At 60.2% G+C, this 4,583-nt stretch carries 4 protein-coding genes; all 4 read right to left on the bottom strand.

What is annotated here, in order from left to right; translation table 11 throughout:
* On the bottom strand, positions 1-914 hold a 914-nt coding region (locus ABX749_RS23080; RefSeq protein WP_372898064.1), incomplete at its 3' end, for an ABC transporter permease.
* On the bottom strand, positions 911-1,837 hold the full coding sequence (locus ABX749_RS23075) for an ABC transporter ATP-binding protein (RefSeq protein WP_372898062.1): 927 nt from the start codon (positions 1,835-1,837) through the stop codon (positions 911-913). The genes ABX749_RS23075 and ABX749_RS23080, both read right to left, overlap by 4 nt.
* 59 nt (positions 1,838-1,896) lie before the next feature.
* The gene (locus ABX749_RS23070) at positions 1,897-4,179 is read right to left on the bottom strand and encodes a hypothetical protein (RefSeq protein ID WP_372898061.1); all 2,283 of its coding nucleotides are present in this window, start codon (positions 4,177-4,179) and stop codon (positions 1,897-1,899) included.
* Positions 4,176-4,505: a hypothetical protein gene (locus ABX749_RS23065; RefSeq protein WP_372898060.1), complete on the bottom strand. Its 330-nt coding sequence runs from the start codon at positions 4,503-4,505 to the stop codon at positions 4,176-4,178. Before ABX749_RS23065 ends, ABX749_RS23070 begins: the two co-directional genes overlap by 4 nt.
* Positions 4,506-4,583 lie beyond the last annotated feature (78 nt).

Genomic DNA, 4,583 nt, shown 5'->3' with positions numbered 1-4,583 from the left:
GTCGAGCGATTCTCGGTAACCGGAGCGATACGGGCCGCCGCCGCGGCCACGAACAAAACAACGAACGATGCCGCAACGGTGAACGAAGCGAGAAATCCGAACCAAGTCCCACTCCATTGCTCGGGCAACACCATCGAGAAAACAAAACCGCAACACGTGAACTCCACCACGACGATGAACGCGACCAAGCCGACCAACAGAAACGTTTGCAGTGTCCGGCCCTTGGCCAGCGTCGACAGCACCAACGCGAGCGCCGTCAACACCATCGCTGTGATAAAAATGATCGCGACGACCAAGACGATGGTCAGCAACCCGATCCCACGGAGCAGATAACAAAACGCCAAACAGGGCACGATGGCGGAGAAGTAAATCAGCATCTGAAGCACGGCACTGTTCATCTTCCCCGACACGATCCGCCAGGCCGAAAGACGCGTGATCGCCAACATCTCATACGTCCCTTCATCGAGTTCGGCGGCCAAGGAGCGAAACGCCACCAAGGGAACGAAGGCGAACATCGAAACGGACAGGATCAGGAAGTAACCGATCATCATTGATTCACCGGTCGGGATGTAATAAACATCCGGCGCATTGAACACGATCCCCATGATCGTCCAGGCGCACGACGCGGCCAGCAAACAGAAAAACGTGATCAGAAACTGCTTGCTCTTGAGCGATTGCCTGGCCTCTTTGACCAAGATCGGATTCAACAGACTCGTCAGCCGCTCGGTCGCCCGATCCACCCAGCCCCAAAACCCACTCGCGTCAGGGTCCAGCGCCAGTGCCGGGTAGGGAATCGCCTGACCACCGCCGCCGAGTGAAAGTTCGGCGACCGGGTGCAGCTGTGGGCCCGCCGATGGGTCGGAATCACCGTCACCGCCGTCCCCCGCACGTCTCGATGCCTCTTGATCGGTCATTGCACCTTCCCCGCGGTGACCTTCAGGAACAGATCCTCCAACGATTCATCGACCACCCGGTACTCCAGCACGTTCACGCGGGCGTCACAGAGACGATGCAAGATTTCGATCTGGCGCTGTCGGTCGCCGGCGACGCGAAACTGCAGCGTGCGATTGAGTTCCACGACATCGGACACATCCTCACACTGTGACAGGATCGTTTTGGCCGTCTCGGTCTCGCCGTCGATGACGACGATCAAATCGAGATGCGTTTGCGAATTGCCTTTCAGACCGGCGACGGTATCGTTGGCCAACAACCGCCCCTGCTCGATGATGCCGACCCGATCGCACATCTCGGCCAACTCGCTCAAGATATGGCTGCTGATCAAGATCGTTTTGCCATCGGCGGCCAACGATCGAATGATCTGTCGCAACTCGATTCGGGCACGTGGATCCAGCCCGGCGGCGGGTTCATCCAGGATCAGCACCGAGGGGTCGTGGATCAGGGCGCGGCCGAGACAGAGACGTTGGCGCATCCCCTTGCTCAAACCGGTGATCGGTTTTTCGGCCATCGAACGCAGCCCCGTGAAATCCATCACCCAGCGGATCCGCCGCGTCCGCTCACGTCCGATCAGTCCGTTGGAACGCGCAAAGAAATCCAGGTACTCGGCACAATTCGTGTCGCTGTACGAACCGAACGCATCGGGCATGAACCCCAGCCGCCGGCGGACGCGGTCGGGATCGTTGACCGAGGAGAGTCCTTCGATGAAGGCGTCGCCGGCGGTCGGCAGTTCCAGCGTCGCCAAAATTCGCATGCTGGTCGTTTTCCCCGCCCCGTTGGGACCGATGTAACCAAACACGCTGCCCCGTGGGACCATGAACGAAACGTGATCGACCGCGCGCGTGCTGCCGAACAAACGCGTCACGTCTTGCAATTCGATCATCGGTCCCTGCCACGGCATCGGCGGGACGGACGTTGGCGGGACAGCGGTTTTCGACCCCGTCACGGCAACAACCCTCCGATCATGCGGACGCATTCATCCTGCACACACTCGCGGAGCGCAAACTGGTCCGCTTGCACTTCGGTCAAAGCCAAGAAGGATCGCCACTGCGGGTTGCGCGAAAATTCCAAGAGCCGCTCTTCGATGCCGGTTCGATCGTTCATCGAGACACGATTCTGATAGGGCGTCGGCATCTGTGTCGAATCCGGATCGACGACCCCGAGTGCGATCATGGAAAGTGTATTGGAGTTTGCCTTTTCCAGCGTCACCGTCGCCGCGGACGCCACGTCCCGGGCGACCCAGTACTTACCCTTGTCGTCGCGCACGCCCACGATCGACAACGGTGTCGGCAAATGGTTGGTCAGCGAAACGGTCTCACCGCCGAAATCGATCTCGATCGGAGACACGCCGACGTGCGGACGCGTGACCAGATAATGAACCTGAGTCCGCGTGGGCAGGAAGTCGCCAGAGTACAGCCGATCGTCGCCGACTTGGTCGATCAAAAAACCACCCGGCCGCGAGTCGTCGGCGACGCGGTAGTTGTAGTTGTTCATCATTTCCGAATGATGCACCGGTAACACAAACGCGTCGCCGGCAAACCGCAATCCGCGTTGATTGTCGACCACGGTGTAGTACGTCTGACGCGACTGGTCGATCACCGGGACGCGTCCCGGTTGGCCGTCGCCCGGGGGCGAAACGGGATGCCGACCGTCGATCCAGGTCAATTGCCGGATGCGAGCCCGATTGTCAAACCCGTCCGAAAGAAAGGCGTAAAAAAACAGTCCCATCGTGGCCAAGAACGCCAACGCGGGCGCCAGGAAATACAGCAAGTAAAGCCGCCCGCGACGCCGCAACCCGAAGTACAACAGCGGCCCCATGACCAACACAAACAGACCGTTCAGGATCACAAACATCGTCACCGGCGGCTGGCCCACCGTCGACATCAGCCAGGCCCAGTAACTGTCGTTGCCGGTCGCGTACTCCACCCCGTTCCGCTCGCCCCATTTCTGTTTGTCCATCTCCAGCGACTTCCAGAGCTGGAACGACCCCGGAAACGGATCCTGTTGCTCGATCAAAACGACACGTCCCCAACCGTATGGCATCACACCCAGCCCGGCGAGGAGTTTCTTTTTGGTCACCGTCTGAACCATCGGATGCTTGACCGCCACCAGATCGTCATACACCGATTGACGAGTTTTTTCACTGGAACCGTAGGCGTATGAATTGGAGTAGTAGGTTCCATAGTTCCAAGGCTGGTATTGAATTGCCGACGTGTCGTTGGGCTGGCTGAGCGTCATGACGGACGATGGATCGGCCCAATACCGGAACGACTTGTTGACGTCCCCTCGCGCGCCCGCAAGCCAACTCGGCGGATCAGCCCCAGCAGGCGGACTGGCCGACGTCGATGTCGCTTGCTGCCCCGGCGTCTGCGTCCCTTGCGAGGCCGCCGCCTGCAACGGTGCCGCGTAGGCCCAGATTTGACCGCCCGCGGATACCCAACGTTTCAGTTCCGCCGATCGATCGGGTTGCTCTTGTTCGATTCGCTGCAGCAACGGATAGGGTGCCAGGATCACGTCCAACTGGCTGTAACCGATCCACGAAGGCTGCAAGGCGTCTTCGTCGATCACACGAAACCGTGCCCAGCCGTAGACGACGTCGTCGACGAATTTCCGCGCCTGTTTGCCGGACAGTCGCGGAACGTTCGCCTTTTCACTGATCGCGCCCTCGCCCAGGATCGTGGCGATCGAGCGCAGGTCGGGAAAGCGGGTCCAGGGGGCGGTCGACGTCGCCGCGTCTCGTGGAACCATCACCCCGATCGACATGTATTGTCCCCAATCTTTGACCGACGCCGGAATCGCCAGCTTGGACGCCACCTTTCCCAGCCGCCTGCCGTCTTCGATCACCTGGACCGAACAGGATTCCCAGCGATAAAAGTGCGGCACCAGGACCGGCATGTCATACGTCTTGACGCCTTGCGGCACCGTCACCTGACAGGCAAATTGAAAATCGATCTCGGTCGCGTATTGGGTCCGGGGCCGAAACAAGATGCGTAGCGAACGCTGGCGGGTAAACGACTTGCCGATCGCTCGAAACCGCAGCGTGATCGGCTGAAACCCCTCGTTGCCCAACCGCTCGGTGATCACGAACATCGTGAACCCTGCTTTGGCCGGATTAGACGGTGCCGCCCCCAGTTGAATCTCTTCGGCGGCAGCCGAGACCGTGGTCAGCGTCCCCAGGACCGCGATGACTAGAGCGGCGGCGACCGAGCGAAGCAAACGCCTCATGGAGTTTCGCCATTGCGATGATTCGGATCCGACATCGCGTCGGGCATTTCGGTCGTGGGCGCATGAACTCGCATCGGCTGTTCGGGTCCCATGGCCGCCGAGCCGAGCGTCGAAAACAAGCTCGCCAACGAAAACGATCCCACGTACATCAAAAACGGCAGTGTCAGCGTTGCGATCAAGACCGTCGTCAACACCGCCCACAGTTGCCCGGTCGTGATCGCCTGCTGGACGACTCCCATCGCAACGGCACACACCGTGACCAATCCGATCAGCCAACGAAGCGAGATCTTGGGGAGAAACGGTTCGGTCGCGGTCGGATCAGTCATCAAGTGTTCTTTTCCTGGGTCGAAGCAGCCCCCCAGCATAGCAAACCCCGCCGATCGCCGCGGGAGGGCCGCAGGGCT

Source organism: Stieleria sp., assembly GCF_041595215.1.
GTDB lineage: Bacteria > Planctomycetota > Planctomycetia > Pirellulales > Pirellulaceae > Stieleria > Stieleria magnilauensis.
Note: the sequence above shows the minus strand (reverse complement) of the source record. Positions and strands in the feature narration are given on the sequence as shown.